Source organism: Peptostreptococcus sp. D1, from assembly GCF_900112955.1.
Classification (GTDB): Bacteria; Bacillota; Clostridia; order Peptostreptococcales; family Peptostreptococcaceae; genus Peptostreptococcus.
The window spans coordinates 54,720-72,585 of record NZ_FONP01000008.1; the positions used below are offsets into that span (position 1 = coordinate 54,720).

The following is a 17,866-nucleotide window of genomic DNA, read 5'->3' on the forward strand; positions in this document are numbered from 1 at the left end:
ATAAAATGAAGATTATCAGAACTATAGATGAAATGAAAAGTATTTGTTTTTCTCATAAAAGTCAAAATAAAAAAATAGGAATGGTTCCAACGATGGGGTTTTTGCATGAGGGGCATGAAAGCCTGATAAAAAATGCAAGAGATAACAATGATATAGTAGTAGTGAGTGTCTTTGTTAATCCAACTCAATTTGGTCCAGATGAAGACTATGATAATTATCCACGAGATTTGCAGAGAGATTCAGAGATTTGTCGCAAGCTAGGAGTGGATTATGTTTTTCACCCAGATGCAAAAGAAATGTATCCAGAAGGATATTCAACATTTGTCGTACCAAGTGAAAGAATGACAAATATTCTCTGTGGTGTGACTAGACCAGGACACTTTAGAGGTGTATGTACAATATTGACAAAATTATTCAATATTGTAGCTCCAGATAATGCATATTTTGGTAAAAAAGATATACAGCAATTGGCAATAGTAAAGAGAATGGTAAAGGATTTTAATTTTGGTATTAATATAATTGGATGCCCTATAATTAGAGAAGAAGACGGACTTGCAAAAAGCTCAAGGAATTCATATCTTAGTGAAAAGGAAAGAAAATCAGCTACAGTGTTGAGAAAAAGTATATTGAAGGGCATAGATATAGTAAAAGAGGGAGAAAGGAAAAGTAAAGCCATTAGAGATATAATTTGTGAAACAATTGAAGCTGAGGAAACAGCGAGGATAGACTACGTTGAGATATTGGATTTTGATACTTTTGATAGAGTTGAAGAAGTAAGTAAAAATACTCTAATAGCTATTGCTGTGTATATTGGAAATACAAGATTAATAGATAATGAAATAGTGAGCATTTAATCGAGTCGTAACGCATAAATTGATGAAACATGTTCAGTAAATAGGAATGTAATAAAGGTCATTCGATGATAATTTAGTTTTTCATTGAATGACCTTTTAAATACGTTATTTATAATTATTATATGCTATAGTGAGTATTCACTATAAATAGAGTGATTTATAGAATCAACCAGTTGTTTAATTAAATTATTGTCTTTGACAATATATTCTTTTAAGTGTGACGAGTTTTTAGAAATTGCAATATGCATAGATTCATGATTGTCATTTAAATTTTTATCTGTTATATACAGGATATCTTTATTGTATATAATTTTTATCGCATATGCCGTATTAGTTGGGCTAGTTGTGATAAGTTTACTCTTATTATTTTCTGCTATACCCTTGTTAATATCATTGTATAGTTTCAATAGCTTTTTGTCATTTTCTATTAAAAACTCGCTTAATTCTTGCCTTGAATTTACTTGAGATAGGGTAAAAATAATCTTGGTTTTTGTTGAATTTTTCAAAATAAACCCTTTGCTTTCTATTAGAGATTGTCTGGCATCCATTATATTATTAAAGTATGAACCAGATTCAGAATAAATATATCCGTTATTATTAATTCCTGAAAAAACTCTTGATGTATCATATCTGTCTTTTCTGGATATACGTTTTGAATTAAAAAAACTAACTATATCGTCACTGATTTTTAAATTACCACCAACCACAACTCTGTCTAAAATTCCCATTGAATCCAAAATATTTTTTATTCTAGTGTTTGTTTCAGTATTATCTGAAACAAAAATAGATATATTTTTTGAAGAAGCTACAATTGAACTATCAGCATAAGAATTGCCAGAAACTAAGTTAACCTTATCAACTTTTTTATATTTGTTGGCATATTCCAATACAGAAATTGATGTTTCATATCGGTTTTCTCCACTAATTCTAATATAATTTAAATCCTTGAATAAATTATCGTTGAGCGAACGTTTTCCACCGACAAGAATATAGTTTTTATTCTTATCAAACTTTATATTAGAAATTTGCTCTTTATCTAAAAGCATAAAATCTGTACCAATGTAGTTAGACAAAGTAACTGCTGGTAAAATATCTGATGGACTTTGTTTTGATACTACAATGACATTTTCCATATCAATATCTCTTGCTTGAGATGTGGTTGTAAGGAAAATAATAGATAAAATAAATATTAATGAAAAACATATTTTTCTCATAACTACCTCCTATTTTTTATTATATTAAATATATATGGAACTATTTTACATGGATATTATCACAAATAATTTTAAGTGTCAACCAATTATTGCAAAATATTCCCACTATGAAGTTATGTAACCTTGTGATTGCATATAGTTATATAAAAAAAACAACAGAAAAACAATAAAAAATCTAAAAGAATATTAAAAAAATGCTTTTTATATTTACTTTGGTTAAATTTTATGTTAAAATGATGTTAAATCGACAATTTAATAATTGTTTTATATTTTTATACGTATCTTTCAGATTATTCCAAAAAATAATTTTAACAATATAGATAGTTTTTCGTGATATATATCACAAATATTGTTTTAATTACGAATGGATTATTGATAGGATTTATTATATTTTAGGAACATGGAGGTATGAGGATGAATAATCTAAAAACAAGATATAATAAGGTTCAAGTTAGTAGAATAGGTGTATATTTATTATCAGTTTTGATGCTGATACTTATGTATGCATTTAAAAGTAATGAAATATTAAGAGTACTATGTGCTAATGTTATTGTAATTTCGTTATTAGTTCATGACTACAAAAATGAAAATGTATCTTTGTTTGGGCTGTTATCCTATATTGTATTAATACAGCTTTTCATTATCTCTATAATAAAATAAAAAACATAATAAAGATATACTTAAATAACAAATAGATAATAAAGGGGGAAAATGGAGAAATTCCATATTCTCCTTTTTTATATATAATGTGAATTAATACTAAATAATGCTTTTAATAAGTAAATAAAACTCTTCAAAGGTATTTACCTCAAAGTCTGCTTTGTATTTTTCACAATTTATATCATATCCCCTATGATTTATCCATATAGAGCCAAAGTTTGAAATTTTTGCACCAATCACATCATTTTCAAATGAATCACCAATATAGTAATATTTCAAATTAGGTATGTCATCTGATTGAAGCCTGTTATTTGAAATCAGGTTATCTTCAATATGTTTTTTTGCATAGCAAAATATTCTGGAATCTGGTTTATGAAAACCAACATCCTCAGAAACAAAAATATTATTTTTATCTACATATTTGTACATATCTAAATATTTTATCTTATTATACTGTTCTTTGTGAGGTCCATTTGATATAATTCCAATTTCTGAGCCTTTTGAAATGATATAATCAAGTGACATTTGTACGTGATCCTCAAACTTGATATGTTTTTTTTGATCCAAATAAACCAGATGGAATTGCATTGCCTCTTTGTCGTCTATAGATATTCCATTATCAATAAATGAATTTTTTGTTCTATAAATACATAGATACTCCATAGAAATTTCGCCCTTTAATGCTTTATCATAAATTTCGTTGTTGTATTTTCTAAAATCCAAAAATATTTGGTGAATATTTTTAGGAAGGTAATAATACATTTTTTTAAATGCAAGTCTAAATGGATATTCCAAATCATACAGAGTATCGTCAATATCAAAAAAGAAAACATTTCTATTCATATACATTACCTCCCATAAATAATTTCTGATTATTGTGATTTATTAAGCTTCATACTAAGATAATACAATGAGTATTAATTTTTTTCAACTAATTCACATAGTCTTTCAAATACATAATCCTTCAATGGTTTTCCATCTACTACTGCATTATCGTTTTCATCAAAGTATATTGTGAAAAAGTTTATTAATAGAGCATCTCCAGCTATATAGTATGGATCTAGATGAAGTGGTGCTATATGAACTGTTATTTTTTCCAAATTTGAATCTGGATATTTTTCGTTTAGCTTTTCAACAAGGTCGTCTACATTTAAAACCTTTACTGGCTGTGCCATTTTTGTAGCAAGTGAAACGTCTTCCGCAATCCACATATTTTTGCTCCAGAATCTTTTTTCCGGTTTTGTTGCAGCTGAAAGCAATTCTCTGTTTTGAATAGAGCTTAATACTTTTCTGATTGATTCCTCTGTGAATTCAGGACTTTGTACTAGCTTCATCGCTTCCATATTGGCTACGTCAACAAAAAAGCTTTCATTCACCTTTTCTCTGTCGACTACAGTACTCCAATAGTATAGCATAGATTCAATTACTTCGAGATTAATAGTTACTGATTTTATCATGATTTCCTCCTCCAATATCTTATATAGATATAAACTATATTAAGCATATTATGTTAAAATTTTTATCAATAACATTATTATAGTATATTTTCATTCAAATTTATAGTTAGAAGTACGATATTTTTTATATATATGTAGCAATAGTAAAAAATTTAGTTATGACTTGCAACAATGTGATATAATTTTATATATTGGATAGGTCTAAAAATTTGAGTTTAGAGTATAAAAATAATATAAAGTTTATTGTTGATTATAATAGATTTATATGAATACATATAAGTATATATGTACAAATATGTATTTATAATATTTTATGTTATATAAATGGTGAAATTGTCAAGGGATATTGAAATAGAGAGCGAGGTATAGAGTGTTTATTGATGATACTATTTCTGCCATTGCTACAGCTCCAGGTGAGGGTGGTATAGGCATAATTAGAATAAGTGGAAGTAAGGCTGTAGATATTGCAAAGGCGATATTTAAACCCTTTTATAAAAATGGTATTGATGAATATAATACTAGAACATTGATATATGGTAATATAGTGGATGGCGAGGAAATTGTGGATGAAGTTTTGCTGGCATATATGAAGGGTCCTAATTCATATACAGCTGAAGATGTGATAGAAATAAACTGCCATGGTGGGTTTATTTCCGTGAAAAAAATACTAGAGCTGACTCTGAAAAATGGGGCTAGATTGGCAGATAGAGGAGAGTTCACAAAGAGGGCTTTTTTGAATGGTAGAATTGATTTGTCACAGGCAGAGGCAATTATAGATATTATCAACGCCAAAACAGACAAATCTCATGAAATTGCACAAAGTCAGCTGGAGGGTTCACTTTCTGATAAAATAAAGAAATTGAGACACAGGATAACTGAGGTTTTGGCTCAGGTAGAGGTTGCTATAGATTATCCTGAAGAGGATATAGAGTTTATCACTTACAAAGAATTAACTGAAAAAACCGAGTCTATAAGAGATGAGATTAGATTTCTATATAATACCGCGGATACAGGCAGGATTTTTAGAGAGGGGCTTAAAACAGCTATTTTGGGTAAGCCGAATGTTGGAAAATCATCGCTAATGAATGCAATTTTAGGTGAAAATAGAGTAATTGTGACGGATATTCCAGGAACAACTAGAGATGTAATCGAGGAGTTCGTAAATATAAATGGTATTCCTTTGAAAATTGTCGATACAGCAGGAATAAGGGAAACCGAAGATATAGTAGAAAAAATAGGTGTTGAAAAATCTATTTCTCATCTGAAATCATCTGATTTAAATTTATTGGTAATAGATATATCCAGAGAATTGGAGGCTGACGATTTGGATATATTGAAAAATATTGATCCGAATAAAACTATTGTACTACTTAATAAGATTGATTTGGAGTCAAAAATAGAATTAAAGGAGATTGAAAAATATGTTGATAATGAAAATATTATTAGCATATCTGCATTAAAGCATGAGGGGTTAAATTCGATTCATCAAAAAATAGAAAAGATGGTATTTAGTGGTGAAGTACAAAGCTCTTCTGATGTAGTAATTACAAATTCTAGACATAAGGATGCTATATATAAGGCTATGAATTCCATTGAGGATGCCGTAAACGGATTAAAGGATATGCTTCCTTATGATTTTATAGAAGTGGATTTAAAAGATGCTTGGGATAGTCTTGGATATATCAATGGTGATACAGTGTCAGAGGACTTGTTAGATACTATATTTAGCAATTTTTGCATTGGAAAGTAGATTGTATTAAAAAGTAAAGATAAATAAAGAAAGGAAATATATGGAAAGATTTGAAGCGGGAAATTATGATATTATTGTAGTTGGTGCTGGTCACGCTGGATGTGAAGCGGCGTTGGCTTCTGCAAGATTAGGAATGAAAACTCTGATGCTTACACTTTCTCTAGATGCGATTGCAGCACTGGCTTGTAATCCTTCAATTGGAGGAACTGGAAAGGGGCAGCTGGTAAGAGAGGTCGATGCATTGGGTGGTGAAATGGGTATAGCGATAGATATAACATATATTCAGAGTAAGATGCTCAATACGGCAAAGGGTCCGGCAGTACATTCCTTGAGAGCACAAACCGACAAAAATTTGTATCATAGAGTTATGAAAGAAACAATAGAAAATCAGGATAATCTAGACGTTGTGATGGATGAAGTGGAAGAAATTCTTCACGAGGGAAGGATAGTTACAGGTGTAGGGACTAGATTGGGATGTAATTATAGATCCAAGGCTGTAATTCTTGCCACAGGTGTTTACCTCGAATCAACTGTTTTCATTGGTCATGACAAATTTAAAGAGGGACCAAATGGACTGGCATATGCAAAAAGTCTGACAAAGAGCTTGGTGGAGCTTGGGCTTTCTATGAGAAGATTCAAAACAGGTACTCCAGCGAGAATTCATAGAGATAGTATAGATTTTTCAGTTATGGAAATTCAAGAGGGGGATAGTAAGGTCACTCCGTTTTCATTTATGAGTGATGATATTCAAAGAGAACAGGTTTTGTGTCATCTAACAAGGACCACTCCTGAAACAAAGAGCTTGATACAAGAAAATATTACTAGAAGTGCTATGTACAGTGGAAATATAGAAGGAACAGGTCCTAGATACTGTCCATCAATTGAGGATAAGATTGTGAAGTTTGCCGACAAAGAAACTCATCAGCTATTTATAGAGCCGGAGGGATTAGATACAAAGGAAATGTATATTCAAGGTGTTTCGACAAGTTTTCCACTGGATATGCAGGTTAGAATGTATAGAACGATAAAGGGCTTGGAAAATGCTCAAATTATGAGACCGGCATATGCAATAGAGTACGATTGTATTGATCCGACTCAATTAAAGCAAAATTTGGAGATAAAGGGCGTTGAAAATTTATTTTCTGCTGGACAATTTAATGGAACATCGGGATATGAAGAGGCAGCGGCTCAAGGATTGATTGCAGGAATAAATGCAGTCTTAAAAATTCAAGGGAAGGAGCCTTTTATTATAGACAGATCTGAAGGATACATAGGTGTTCTGATAGATGATTTGGTTACAAAGGGAACTAATGAGCCATATAGAATGATGACATCTAGAGCTGAATATAGACTTTATTTGCGTCAGGATAATGCTGATATGAGACTAACTCAAAAAGGATATGATATAGGGCTTGTTACACAAGAGAGATATAATAGATATATTAAGAAAAAAGCACAGATTGAATCCGAGATAGAAAGGCTAAAAAAGAATAGAATAACACCAAATGAGGTGAATGAATTATTGGCTGAAAGGGGAATTGTAGGTCTAAATAATGGATTGTCACTTTATGAATTTTTAAAGAGACCAGAAATAGACTATTCATTTTTAGACATTACTGGAAAATCAAGTGAATTGGAGCTGCCAGAGGATGTTAAAGAGCAAGCTGTAATAATGATAAAATATGAAGGCTATATTGAAAAGCAAATGAAGCAAATTGAACAATTTAGAAAGCTAGAGAATAAAAAGCTTTCTGAGGATATAGATTATAGCTTGATAGATGGGCTAAGACTTGAAGCCAGACAGAAATTAGATCTGATTAAGCCAACTTCGATAGGACAGGCTTCGAGAATATCGGGGGTTTCTCCATCTGATATATCAGTTCTTTTAATATATTTAGAGCAAAAGAGAAGAAAAGTGGAGGCGTAAGTGAGCAGAGAGAATATAGAGCTGTTGGAAAATGGTTTAAAAAATTTCAATATTGATGTAAATGATACTATGCTGGAAAAATTTGAGAAGTATAGAGAAATATTGGTTGAATACAATAAAAATATGAATTTGACAGGAATTACTGAACAGAGAGAGGTTTATATAAAGCATTTTTTGGATTCGGTAGCAATTTTTAAAGATGGATATATTATGGATGGATTATCTGTGATAGACGTTGGTACTGGTGCGGGGTTTCCTGGAATACCTTACAAAATTTGCAATCCAACAATAAAGCTTACACTTCTAGATTCTTTAAATAAGAGAATTAATTTTTTGAGGGAAGCTTGTACAAATATAGGCTTTGATGATGTCGAATTTGTTCATGGAAGAGCAGAGGATTTTGGTCAAAATGAAGATTTTAGAGAAAAATTTGATATCGCAACTGCAAGAGCTGTTGCAAATTTACCCATTCTTTTGGAGCTATGCATTCCATTCGTGAAGGTTGGAGGCTTCTTTATCTGTTTAAAAGGACCAAATGCTGAAAATGAGGTCGAAGAAGCGAAAAATGCAATGGATGTACTCGATGTAAAATTAGTTGAAAATATTGAGGTAAGCTTGCCTGATGAAGAACTTAAACACAGGATATTGGTGTTAAAAAAAATAAAAGAAACTCTAGGTAAATATCCTAGAAAAGCTGGTAAATTATCTAAAAAACCACTTTAATACAAATTTTGGATAATCAAAATAATAGTAAACTAATAGTAAACTAATATCATCAAAAGATGATATAGTGTAAAATATAGATTTTAAAAATAAAAAGTCTATCCACATTCCCCATAAATGGTGGAAATGTGGATAGATTCCTATTTTTCTTTTATTTTTCTAATATTTATCAAAATAGCGAATATTATTATCAAGACAGAAAATAATACACTTTTAATGCCATCAAAGCTTAATAGAATAGATTTTTTATTGAATAAAAAATCTATTCCAATTATTGCTAAGTAAGTTTTTATAGATTCATATAATATTAGTATCGATTTTTATAGATTCATACTTTATTTTCCCCAGTAGGTAAATATGCATTCTGCTATTCCATATGCCACACCATACTGTAAACCGCTTTTTGCGAGTTTTCTTGCAAAACCTTTAATTCCCATTTTTTTTAGTTGTTTTGGTGAAAACCCAAAAAGAACACCTTTTGCTATATTAACTGGATTTATTACTTTCGATATACAAGCTCCTGTTTTTGTTTTAGTCCAAAAATATATAGAGTCTTTTAAATCTAACATTTCCCCTACTGCATAAGGCTTTATAACTACAAAATCACTATTATTCTTTACTGAATAAGCTATGTATGCTGCATAATCATCCACTGTATTAAATTGTAACTCTGCATTTTGATTAGCAATAACATTATTAGATGGTTTAGCTTCACTAGCGAATGAAGAAAGTGAATTAAAAGGTGACATTAATAAAGATAATAATAGAACAAATAGACTTAATTTTTTGAATTTTTTTAATAACATAAAACAATTTCCCCCTTTTTTTAAATTTATTATAATTGATACTATAAAAAATGTCAATATAAATGCAAATAATTGTATTTAATAGAATATAAATTATGGGATTTGAGCTTTTTTGTCAAATAACGTTAACGAATTTATCTCACGATGAATTTGAAAATTTTTACCATCAACGCTAAATATTATACAACCAATAAATCCTAAGCAAAGAGGTATCCAATCATTCATAAGAATGTTGGATACCTCTTTGCTTAGGATTGACTTTCAAGTCATACCATTTTTACGGTTAAAAAATTTATGTTATGTTAAGCAACAACTTATTTGAAATATAATAAATTTTTGTGATAACCTATAAATTATAGAAGCTATCAATTATATTAATTACTGTTTAGATGCTATTGTTTGTTAAGCTCTTGATGAGTTTTATCGATCAACTCGGTAGGTAAAACTTTATATTTACCATCTTTAATCAGTAACATACTAGGAATTGTTTCAAGTCCGTACTTTTCATAAAACTTCTCGTAATTTTTGTCTTTAAAATCCTTATCCATATCGACTTCGACAAGATAGCTTTTCACATTTACTTTTTTCTGTATATTTGAAACTATGTATTCATATGAACTCGAAAATCTAATACAGTATGGGCAATCTTCAGAGGTCAATACATACAATCCATCTTCTTCGCTAGTGATATCTTTCCAGCTTTTTTTATTTACCAAGAATTTTATGTTATTTTTATATTCTTTCTGCTCCATCATTAGTTTAATATCATCCTTTTTGGCAAAAATGCCGACAACCAAAGCAACTAAAACAATTACTACTATATAAATAAGTTTTTTGTTTTTCATATGTACCTCTCATAATATTAAGATAATAAATAATAATGTCAACAATATTTTCAAAACTCTATTATTGCACTAATATATTATCTTATCACTGACAAAAAGTAAACAAATATATAAAAAAACTATATTGAAGTAATCTAAAAATTAATAATATCTATACAAAAAATTGAGATCATTGATTTTTAAAATAAATAATCTCAACTTTTAAATATTATTCAAAATTTGTTGATGCTGATATAGAACACTTTAATTGTCTTAATATGATTTTGATATTTCCTTTAGTGCATGAATAGCCTTGTCTACGTCATCCTTGGTATTAAAATAACCAAAGCTAAATCTGATTGCACCTTGATTTAATGTACCTATTGTTTTGTGGGCAAGAGGTGCACAATGAATACCAGATCTTGTGGCAATATCAAATTCTCTATCCAATCTAAATGTAATTTCTCCGGAGTCAATATCGCCTATATTTACTGCGATAACAGCAGATCTTTCCTTTGAAGACCTTGGTCCATATATCTTTATATTGTCTATTTCTGATAGCCTGTCTAGCATGTATTGAGTAAGCTCTTCCTCGTGATTTCTAATCCTTGAAAGTCCAGTTTCCAATAAAAACTCAATACCTGCTCCAAGTCCGGCTATGCCAGGTGTGTTGTGAGTTCCAGATTCATATTTATCTGGATATAGATCTGGTTGTATTATATCCTCAGATTTACTGCCAGTACCACCTTCTCTTTGGCTTTTCAACCTAATATCATCATTTACATACAAAATTCCCGTACCTTGAGGTCCTAAAAGACCTTTATGTCCAGGCATTGCCAACATATCTATATTCATTCTCTGGACATCTATATCATATATTCCGGCAGATTGAGAAGCATCTACCAAGTATTTTATGTTATGTTTTTTTGCTATATTTCCAATAGCTTCTATATCTACAAGTGTTCCCACGACATTAGATGCATGAGTTGTTACAATTAATTTGGTATTTTCCTTTATCGCTGATTCTATATCCTTTGGTGATATTTTTCCCTCGCAATCAGCCTGAACAAATGTATGCTCAACTCCTATTTTTTCAAGCTCCATTATTGGTCTTAGAACGGAATTATGCTCCATAGTCGTTGTTACTACATGATCTCCTGCTTCTAAAAATCCCTTTATAGCGAGATTTAATGAATCTGTCGCATTGAAGGTATAGACAACCTCCATTGGATTTTTTATATTAAATAGTTTTGCTACCAAATCTCTAGTAGCCTCTACCGTTCTAGCAGATTCCATTGCCATCCTGTGACCGGATCTGCCGGGATTAGCACAATATGCCCTTGAACAATGATCCATAGCCCTATAAACATTTTCCGGTTTTGGAAAAGTCGTTGCAGCATTGTCTAAATAAATCATTTTATTGCCTCCTTGCGATAATGTCAATTGTCGTTTGATATTATCTAAGTTTATATTACTTGAATTTTAGATATTCCCCATCCTTTATTACTATATGCCCACTTGAATAGCTTTTTCCGTCAACTGTCAATTTGACCTGTTCGACCTTGAAGGTTTTTATCAAGCTATTTGTGAATGATCTCAACATAAGGGTTTCAGCACTTGAGCCCAAATCAAAGTTAACGAACTTGTCATTTACATCGACGATTAATGTTCTAACTCCATCAACTGTTTCAACCTTGGCTTTATTTACATCTGTACCTTTTTGAAGTACTTTTTCTGAAACAAGTGCTTTGATAACATTTCCGACACTTACTTCATCAGCCTTTTGCTTATGCTCAGTCAATTTTTCTGAGTTGATATCATAAGTGTAGTAAGTTATTTCAGCCTTTCCGGATTCTGTTTTATTTGCTTCGTTATTTTGAGTGGACTCTTTTTCTTTATCAGATGCTTCCTTAGAAGTGTCGTTATTCTCGCTATTTTTAGACTCTGAGCTTTCATTGGTATTTTTTTCCTCTGTTTGTGTTTTTTGTTCAGATGAATTATTTGCATTTGTTGTACATCCAACCATCGAGATAGTTGATGTAATAAGTATTCCAACCATCAGTAAGCCTTTGATTTTTTTATTGTATTTCATAATGTAATCCTCCTTAATTTGTTTTTCCTCAATTACTTTAAGTGAAATATCAAAAACTGATAAAAATTGATATCAATATTATTATATCATATTTGTGAGCTTTTTAATATATAATAGAATTTCGAATAGGAAATATCAAAAATATATATGAAAAAATTTTTCTCGAAATTGTGAAAATTTATTAATAATTATCTCTTTAATTTTATTTTTTTTAGTTAAATATAAGCAAAAACTAAAATTAACTAAAAATAATAATTGTGTAGCGTTTTCCCTTGGATGAAATTGAAATTATTATGTGTCACAAATACCAATAATGTGATATTATATAAGTGTAAGTGTACTATGTTGGAGGTATGAATAATGGTAGTAAATGTAGACGCAAAGGGGCTTGCTTGTCCGATGCCTGTAATAAAAACTAAAAATGCTCTTGAGCAAATAGAGGAAGGCGTTGTCGAGGTTGTAGTAAGTGACAATGTTCCAAAGGAAAACATTTTAAAATTTGCAAGGTCAGTCAATTGTAGGGCTGAGATTATAAAAGAAGAAAAAGATGAAATTATCATTAGAATTTCAAAGGAAAATGGAGCAATGCTTGATATAGCTGATGAAGATATTACTTGTGATGTCGAAATCCCTAAGGGAAAAGAAGTGATAGCTATCATGAGTAATAGAATTGGAAGCGGTAATGATGAGCTAGGTGCTGTTTTGATAAAAGGCTTCCTGTTCACACTTACAGAGTCCAAGCCATTACCAAGGTCGATTTTATTTTTAAATGGTGGAGTAGAATTAACTACAAGAAATGAAGCTACCGTAGAGCATATTAAAAAATTGGAAGAGCTAGGTGTTGAAATACTTTCATGTGGAACTTGTCTGGACTACTATGGTCTAAAGGAAGAATTAAGGGTTGGTACAGTGACTAATATGTACACAATCGTTGAAGAGATGAAAGCTGCATCAAAAGTAATTACAATTGGGTAGGTGATATATGAATAATTTTTATATTGTGTCGTTTAACTCGACACACCATGCTATTAGATCAGAGAAGCTATTGTTGGACGATGGTCTAAAGGTAATGACATTGCCTACTCCTAGAGAGGTAGCTGCTAGCTGTGGGCTGTCAATAAGGTTTGAATTTGAAGATAAAAAAAGAATAAAGGAGCTATTAGAAGAAAATTCTATTGACATAAAGGGTGTTTATCATATATTGAGGAATGAATCAGGTGATAGAGAAGCACTTGAAATAGAATTTTAATGAGAGAATTTTCTTCTTGCTATAAATATGGGAGAAAATATGGCAGTAGACATTAAGGTTGGAAATATTGTTGAATTAAAAAAACAGCATGCTTGTGGTTCCAAAGAGTTTACAATAACTAGAACAGGAGCTGATGTAAAGTTTAAATGTAATAATTGTGGAAGAATAATAATGCTTGATAGAGAAACTGCTGAGAAAAGAATAAAAAAGTTTCTTTAAGGTTGTTTTTACTAGCAGGGCAAAATATGGGAGCTTTAGTATTATTAATGTGTTTGTCATGCTTTTAAATAAAATAATATAATTAAATTATTCTAAATTATGGAGGTGCTTTTTAAATGGCTGTAAAATTTGCAAAAAGACTAGAAAAGGCAGAAGGTTCTGCTATTCGTGAAATCCTTAAGTTAGCTTCAAATCCGGATGTAATATCTTTTGCTGGTGGGCTACCAGCTCCTGAATTATTTCCAGTTGAAGAAATGAAGCAAGTGGCGATTGCAGTAATGGAAGAACAAGGTAGAGCTGCTATGCAGTATTCTGCAACAGATGGTTACCCACCACTAAGAGAAGCTATAGCTGAAAGAATGAACAGAAAGCTATACACTGATGTTACTGCTGATAGCATATTGGTAACTAATGGATCTCAGCAGTGCCTAGACTTTATGGGTAGAGTATTCCTTGACGAAGGTGACAAGGTTATAGTTGAAAGCCCATCTTATCTTGGTGCATTAAATGCATTTAAGGCTTATGGACCACAGTTTATTGAAATACCTACAGATGGTGATGGTATGATAATGTCAGAGCTAGAAAAAGCTCTTGCTGAAAATCCTGACGTTAAATTTATATACGTTATCCCTGATTTCCAGAATCCATCAGGAAGAACTTGGCCAATTGAAAGACGTAAACAATTTATGGAAATCATAAATAAGTATGAAATTCCAGTTGCAGAAGATAATCCATATGGCGAATTAAGATTTGAAGGAGAAATATTCCCATCATTGAAGTCTTATGATACTAAGGGATTGGTTTGCTTCTTCGGAACATTCTCTAAGATTCTTTGCCCAGGATACAGATTAGGTTGGGTTTCTGCAGCACCAGAAATACTTGAAAAATTCAATATTTCTAAGCAGGCTTCCGATTTACAGGCATCTACAATTTCTCAGATGGAAATAGCTAAGTTTATCGAAATGTTTGATTTAGATGCTCATGTTGAAAAAATCAAAGAGGTATACGGACATAGAAGAACACTTATGCTTGATGCAATGGACAAATATTTCCCGGAAGGTGTAACATTTACTAGAACTGATGGTGGATTGTTTACATGGGTGACTCTTCCAGAAGGAATAGATGCTGCTCAGTTGATGAAGGATGTTGTTCTTCCTAATAACGTTGCTTACGTTCCAGGTGAACCATTCTATCCAAACGGAGGAAATGCTAACCATTTCAGAATGAACTATTCTTGTATGCCTGATGATAAGATAGTAGAAGGTGTTAAGAGATTAGGAAAGGCTTTGACAGAAGCTATAGAAAAACTATAATATTTGATCTTTATTTAGAATAACAGAAAAATAAACTATTTTATATATGAAGCGTTATTAAATATAAACTTCAACAATAGATAGGCAGGAAATTGCGTGATTTAACGTTAATTTCCTGCTTTATTATTGTTGACAATTTGACTACCATATTGTAAAATAGATTGACATGTTTTCAATTTTTTTTCAAAAAATTAGCGCTGATGGTCTCCGAACTCACCTCAAGATGAATTTGAAAATTTTTACCATCAACGCTAAATATTATACAATCTATTAAAAGCTCTGGACGAACTATACGGTCAACTAATATAGATTCAATTTTATATAGTTAGAAATAAGAATAAATCTTTACTAATATTTTTTGTAAAATATTTTATCTGTATTTTTTAAAATATAATAATTAATATTATAAATGTTATTAAAGCTACAGAATAAGATATTAATGTGTATTTATTTATAAATATTTCCCAAAAACTAACTTTTCTAATACGTGATATTAATAGTGAAAATACTAACGCAGATACGAAATATACTATTAACACTAAATATTTGTCCATTAATGAAAACCTCTCTTTGAATATGTAAACGCACCAATATATTGTCTTTTAGCTGAATCTAAATAAAATTTACCCTCATAATTATTTTACTTATTCTTTTTTTAAGCATAATTTAATCCCTACTAAGTATTATTTTTATTAATGATATATCATTATTGAATAATATTTTAACTTAGTAGATAATAAAAATCAATATAAAAATGTTAATTTTTTTATTTTTTAGATTATTTTAATTTTTTCTTTGTTTTTTCTTTATTTTTATCCTTAATATAAAAATAGGTAACTCATAAGAGTCACAAATAAAAATGAATACCCACAACGCTAAATATTATACAACCTTATTATTGTGCAATGAGAAAGAATGATTTAAAATATATATTAGGTAAACATTTTATTGAGGGGTATGTTAATAAGATAAGGTAATTTAATGGGTATTAAGTGATTTGCAGTAGGTAGGAGAGGGTGTGTAATTATGTTAAATAAAAAAATTTCTTTATTAACAGCTTCAATACTATTATCTTCAATGCTTATGATGGTGGCATGTCAGATATCTGAATCAGCCGATAATGAAGTAAGCTATGCTCAGAAGCTTGAAGGAAGTGCAGTAAATATTGATAAAAATTTTAAAAAGGATGTTGTTGAAGCAATAAAAGGTGATATCATTAGGGATATCAGAAATTCGTATGAAAAAGAGGATTTAGAAGGATTATTGCCAATAGTGGTTTTGAAAATTGTAGGGATAAAAGATAAGGGGGATTTTTATACAGTGTTTGCAAATGTGAATACAAACCTGTTTTCCTTTAAAGAGGGATTATTTACAGATGAGTCAGGCTCGGCTTATCCTGTTAGATACGATTTGTTTAAGGATTTTGGCATAAAAAAAGTACATGAAGCAAAGGATGGAGGGTTATTCGCTGATTCGATATTGGAGCTTACAGAAAATGACAGGGAATTGTCCGGTAAGCTTTCAGAATCACAAGGCTATTATCCAGTTGTATATAAGGACATACTTGCAGAATTGAAAAACGAAGCAAAGACCAGTGGATTAAAAAATTATTATCATAAAATTAATGAGATTCCAGGATATGAATCTAAGGTGGTAAAAATAAAAGAAAAGAATATTGATGGTCTAACATATGTGATAAAAAACGATGAATATGAAAAAATAAAAGATAATAGAAAGAACAAGGATAATAAAAAATATCTTTTTGCACCATGTGTTTTGCATGATGAAGCAACAGGTATTACAGTATCAACAATTTATTCAGAACAGTAGTGGAGGTATTATAATATGAAATATGACGAACAGATATACAGACCACCAAAGGAGTATAAATCAATATTGCTTCAGGTGACTAGTGGATGTACTCACAACAAATGTAAATTTTGTGGAATGTATAGGTACACAAATTTCAAAATGGAAAGTTTGGAGCAAATAGAAAAAGATATCGTTGAGGCAAGTAATCATCCGTTTTACAGGAATACTAAAAGATTATTTCTCTTAAATGGCAATCCATTTGTACTACAAGCTGAAAGGCTTCTAAGAATTGCAGAATTAATCCATAGATATCTTCCGAAGGTTGAGGTGATTACTACATATGCTTCAATAAAGGATATTGAGAGAAAAACTGACGAAGAGTTAAGAGCTTTAAAAGAAGCTGGATATAACGACCTATACATTGGTGTTGAATCCGGCAATCAAGAAGCCTTGACATTTATCAATAAAGGTAACACAGTAGAAGAAGCTATAAGAGAAATGAAGCGACTAGACAAGCTTGACTATTACTACTATGCTATGATATTGACAGGCTTGATGGGTAAGGGCGTGGATAAAGCTATTGAAAATGGTAGAAAAACAGGAGAAATGCTCAGTCAAGTAAATTGTAGAGGTATATTTCCGATGTCTGTGACAATTGTTCCTGGAACTGAATTATGGGAAATGTATGCCAATGGAGAGTATGAGGAAGCTACAGAGTATGATAGATTAATAGAGCTGAGAGAAATATTGGAGAATTTAAATCCTCAAAAAACAGCACTTATTTCTTCTGCTCATAATTCGAATACCATGTATATAAAAGGAATTATTCCAACTGAAAAGGATAGACTGATTAATGAGATAGATGAAATATTGAGCGAGGCATCTCCAGAGGAAATGCAAGAATGGATAGATAGAAGAAGAATAAGACTCTAATTTTATGCTAGATTGTTTTTCAGAAAGGACGAG

General features: G+C 30.6%; 18 protein-coding genes. 11 read left to right on the forward strand and 7 right to left on the reverse strand.

What is annotated here, in order from left to right; translation table 11 throughout:
• Positions 1 to 5: 5 nt before the first annotated feature.
• Positions 6 to 854, forward strand: coding sequence for a pantoate--beta-alanine ligase (gene panC / locus BM120_RS06995; protein ID WP_091994413.1), 849 nt, complete (start codon positions 6 to 8; stop codon positions 852 to 854).
• 125 nt (positions 855 to 979) lie between these two features.
• Here panC and BM120_RS07000 read toward each other — a convergent pair whose 3' ends face one another.
• Complete coding sequence (locus BM120_RS07000) at positions 980 to 2,068, reverse strand: cell wall-binding repeat-containing protein (protein WP_091994415.1); 1,089 nt, start codon at positions 2,066 to 2,068, stop codon at positions 980 to 982.
• A gap of 414 nt (positions 2,069 to 2,482) precedes the next feature.
• Here BM120_RS07000 and BM120_RS07005 point away from each other — a divergent pair, with 414 nt between their 5' ends.
• Positions 2,483 to 2,728, forward strand: a complete 246-nt coding sequence (locus BM120_RS07005) for a hypothetical protein (protein ID WP_091994416.1) — start codon at positions 2,483 to 2,485, stop codon at positions 2,726 to 2,728.
• 99 nt (positions 2,729 to 2,827) lie between these two features.
• On the opposite strand, the gene BM120_RS07010 is transcribed toward BM120_RS07005, so the two are convergent.
• On the reverse strand, positions 2,828 to 3,571 hold the full coding sequence (locus BM120_RS07010; RefSeq protein WP_177187396.1) for an HAD family hydrolase: 744 nt from the start codon (positions 3,569 to 3,571) through the stop codon (positions 2,828 to 2,830).
• 74 nt (positions 3,572 to 3,645) lie between these two features.
• Positions 3,646 to 4,185, reverse strand: coding sequence for a TDE2712 family protein (locus BM120_RS07015; protein WP_091994419.1), 540 nt, complete (start codon positions 4,183 to 4,185; stop codon positions 3,646 to 3,648).
• A gap of 370 nt (positions 4,186 to 4,555) precedes the next feature.
• Between BM120_RS07015 and mnmE the strand changes: the two genes are divergently transcribed.
• Genes mnmE through rsmG form a run of 3 tightly spaced genes read left to right on the forward strand, consistent with a single transcriptional unit; the run spans position 4,556 to position 8,585 of the window.
• Positions 4,556 to 5,935: a tRNA uridine-5-carboxymethylaminomethyl(34) synthesis GTPase MnmE gene (gene mnmE, locus BM120_RS07020; RefSeq protein ID WP_091994421.1), complete on the forward strand. Its 1,380-nt coding sequence runs from the start codon at positions 4,556 to 4,558 to the stop codon at positions 5,933 to 5,935.
• A 40-nt stretch (positions 5,936 to 5,975) separates the two neighbouring features.
• Positions 5,976 to 7,862 carry a tRNA uridine-5-carboxymethylaminomethyl(34) synthesis enzyme MnmG gene (mnmG, locus tag BM120_RS07025; RefSeq protein ID WP_091994422.1) on the forward strand — a complete coding sequence of 629 codons (1,887 nt, stop codon included), beginning with the start codon at positions 5,976 to 5,978 and terminating at the stop codon, positions 7,860 to 7,862.
• Positions 7,863 to 8,585: a 16S rRNA (guanine(527)-N(7))-methyltransferase RsmG gene (gene rsmG / locus BM120_RS07030; RefSeq protein WP_091994424.1), complete on the forward strand. Its 723-nt coding sequence runs from the start codon at positions 7,863 to 7,865 to the stop codon at positions 8,583 to 8,585. It begins immediately after the preceding gene.
• A 335-nt stretch (positions 8,586 to 8,920) separates the two neighbouring features.
• Here the strand turns inward: rsmG and BM120_RS07035 are convergent, their stop codons facing one another.
• The 4 genes from BM120_RS07035 to BM120_RS07050 form a co-directional block, all read right to left on the reverse strand.
• On the reverse strand, positions 8,921 to 9,391 hold the full coding sequence (locus tag BM120_RS07035) for a hypothetical protein (RefSeq protein WP_091994426.1): 471 nt from the start codon (positions 9,389 to 9,391) through the stop codon (positions 8,921 to 8,923).
• A gap of 392 nt (positions 9,392 to 9,783) precedes the next feature.
• Complete coding sequence (locus tag BM120_RS07040; protein ID WP_091994427.1) at positions 9,784 to 10,236, reverse strand: thioredoxin fold domain-containing protein; 453 nt, start codon at positions 10,234 to 10,236, stop codon at positions 9,784 to 9,786.
• A 252-nt stretch (positions 10,237 to 10,488) separates the two neighbouring features.
• Positions 10,489 to 11,631 (reverse strand): aminotransferase class V-fold PLP-dependent enzyme, encoded by a 1,143-nt coding sequence (locus BM120_RS07045; RefSeq protein WP_091994429.1) that lies wholly within the window; start codon positions 11,629 to 11,631, stop codon positions 10,489 to 10,491.
• A gap of 55 nt (positions 11,632 to 11,686) precedes the next feature.
• The gene (locus tag BM120_RS07050) at positions 11,687 to 12,307 is read right to left on the reverse strand and encodes a GerMN domain-containing protein (protein WP_091994430.1); all 621 of its coding nucleotides are present in this window, start codon (positions 12,305 to 12,307) and stop codon (positions 11,687 to 11,689) included.
• Positions 12,308 to 12,667: 360 nt separating this feature from the next.
• Here BM120_RS07050 and yedF point away from each other — a divergent pair, with 360 nt between their 5' ends.
• The 6 genes from yedF (at position 12,668) to BM120_RS07080 (ending at position 17,833) form a co-directional block, all read left to right on the forward strand.
• Positions 12,668 to 13,282, forward strand: a complete 615-nt coding sequence (gene yedF, locus BM120_RS07055) for a sulfurtransferase-like selenium metabolism protein YedF (protein WP_091994432.1) — start codon at positions 12,668 to 12,670, stop codon at positions 13,280 to 13,282.
• Positions 13,283 to 13,289: 7 nt separating this feature from the next.
• Positions 13,290 to 13,556, forward strand: coding sequence for a putative Se/S carrier protein (locus BM120_RS07060; RefSeq protein ID WP_091994433.1), 267 nt, complete (start codon positions 13,290 to 13,292; stop codon positions 13,554 to 13,556).
• Positions 13,557 to 13,595: 39 nt separating this feature from the next.
• The gene (locus tag BM120_RS07065) at positions 13,596 to 13,775 is read left to right on the forward strand and encodes a DUF951 domain-containing protein (RefSeq protein ID WP_091994435.1); all 180 of its coding nucleotides are present in this window, start codon (positions 13,596 to 13,598) and stop codon (positions 13,773 to 13,775) included.
• Positions 13,776 to 13,891: 116 nt separating this feature from the next.
• On the forward strand, positions 13,892 to 15,088 hold the full coding sequence (locus tag BM120_RS07070) for an aminotransferase-like domain-containing protein (protein ID WP_091994437.1): 1,197 nt from the start codon (positions 13,892 to 13,894) through the stop codon (positions 15,086 to 15,088).
• Positions 15,089 to 16,114: 1,026 nt separating this feature from the next.
• Positions 16,115 to 16,918, forward strand: coding sequence for a hypothetical protein (locus tag BM120_RS07075; protein WP_091994439.1), 804 nt, complete (start codon positions 16,115 to 16,117; stop codon positions 16,916 to 16,918).
• Positions 16,919 to 16,933: 15 nt separating this feature from the next.
• Complete coding sequence (locus tag BM120_RS07080; RefSeq protein WP_091994440.1) at positions 16,934 to 17,833, forward strand: radical SAM protein; 900 nt, start codon at positions 16,934 to 16,936, stop codon at positions 17,831 to 17,833.
• Positions 17,834 to 17,866 lie beyond the last annotated feature (33 nt).